Annotated in this window: 1 protein-coding gene; it reads right to left on the bottom strand. The window is 48.8% G+C overall.

From position 1 onward, the window contains the following. Nucleotides 1-130: 130 nt before the first annotated feature. Entirely contained in the window at nucleotides 131-472 is a 342-nt protein-coding gene (locus ACWD4G_RS45590; RefSeq protein WP_451304656.1) for a hypothetical protein, read from the bottom strand. Nucleotides 473-1,775 lie beyond the last annotated feature (1,303 nt).

The raw sequence follows: 1,775 nt of genomic DNA, 5'->3' as shown, positions 1-1,775 counted from the left end.
CAGGGTTCATGCTTCGATTCCTCCTAGGATTCGGTGATGGCTGCATGAACCGTTTACGCAAGTGCGCAAACGCGGAAGGTGCACATAGCTTCTGCCATGTGCACCACCGTCGTTCAAACACTTACTTCTGTTACTCCGACGGAGTCTCTTCCGTCTTCTTCGTCTGACGAGTCCGCTTCGGCATCGGCTTCAGTTCGAGACTTGTCACACCCTTCCCGTTATCCGTCTGTCCGACTTCCAGCCGGAACCCCAAGTAACGAGCGGCCGAACGGGCTTCCTTCAACGCGTCTTCTACGGCATCCGTAGGAAGGTCGATTGCGAGAACCTTTCCGCCCTGGTGAGCCTTCTTCAGAGGTTCATCGAATGCACTCGGAGTCCGCGTGCGTCCGGCAGTCACCTTCGACGTAAGCTCATCCTTGAAGGATGCCTTAGAAAGAGCCGAACCGAAGTCGAATGCCTTCTTCTCTGCCATTTCGGTTTCCTCCCGATTGGTGATTAAGGCTGTCGGCTTGATGTTCCGGCAACCATGACCATCAGTAGAGAGTATGGCATAAGACAAGGTCTTTGTCATTGGATTTCCCACGTTTCTTGCATCATGGGCAGGTAGTTCGGCGGATCGCAACTACACTTAGCTACCGACTACCAGCGCGTATTTAGGGAAGTATGCGTTCGATCCATTATTCACGCCAATACGGCTTCGTTCTCTCCGTATCTAAGTGAACCTAGTTCCCTCAGCCATCCGGCACAGCATACGCGAGCATCTGAATCTATTAAGGCTTTCTCGCCATCTACCCGAGACGCATCCGATAAGTATTCGCACTCGACATACTTTAGGCGTAAGAAGAAGCGGCGATCTTTTACGCACAACTTCTTCTCTACCATCAAAGTAGGCTACGAATACTGACGCATTCATAAGGTAGAGAGATTCTATTGTCAAAGAACAGAAGATCCAACGTCCATTCAAAGCTTTAGACGAATCTAATGCCTTGTATGGGACCTTTCTAAGCGTCTTACACGGCTAGTTCAAGTCCGTGCGTTCCGTCGTTCCTTATGCTTCTAATGTACGGGAGCAAGACGAGAGAGTCAACCATCTGACGGAGAAAGTTAGAGACAGAGAGAACCTACGTCAGATCACCCGCACATCGTTCCCCCTCAGACGTCCGAGAACCCTCCTGTATGCCCGTGTAACGGGGTAGAAGTGGCCTGTGAGGCAGTCACCCTTAAGTGAGTATGGATCATGCTAGAGAGGCGTACAGTGCCCTTCTCGCGCCTATGTGATGTGGGTCACATCATTGGGCATCGGGCGTGTCGAAAGTTTGCGCAACTCTGATATTGCAAATTGCAAATGATTTTCACAGCATGAACACGTTATTCACTGCCATAATGATGCATTATCCATCTCCTCTATCAAACGTCTTTATATTCGACGGAATACAATGCACCATCACTTACTGTGACCTACTCATGGACGGCTCGGCTCCAAGTGACCTTGATCAAATGTCGCTTAGGGGCTAAGCGACATGGCTAAGCGACATAGGGTAGAAGGCTCTGACCAGGGATTTTGAGGCTAAGCGACCTAAGCGACGTAAGCGACATGAACCAGAACTGGGGGAGAGAACACGTGAGAAATTCAGAACAGAGAGTAACGAAGACGAAATGAAAGAAAGAATCAAGAAAAATTAAAAACGAAATTGACGAACGAAAAAAGGAAAATGGAAAATTGGTTTTTAAAAGAGAATTGAAAATTTTTGCGAGAGCAAAGGGGGGATCGGAAT

The sequence above is a fragment of the Streptomyces sp. NPDC002643 genome (assembly GCF_053592555.1).
Note: the sequence above shows the minus strand (reverse complement) of the source record. Positions and strands in the feature narration are given on the sequence as shown.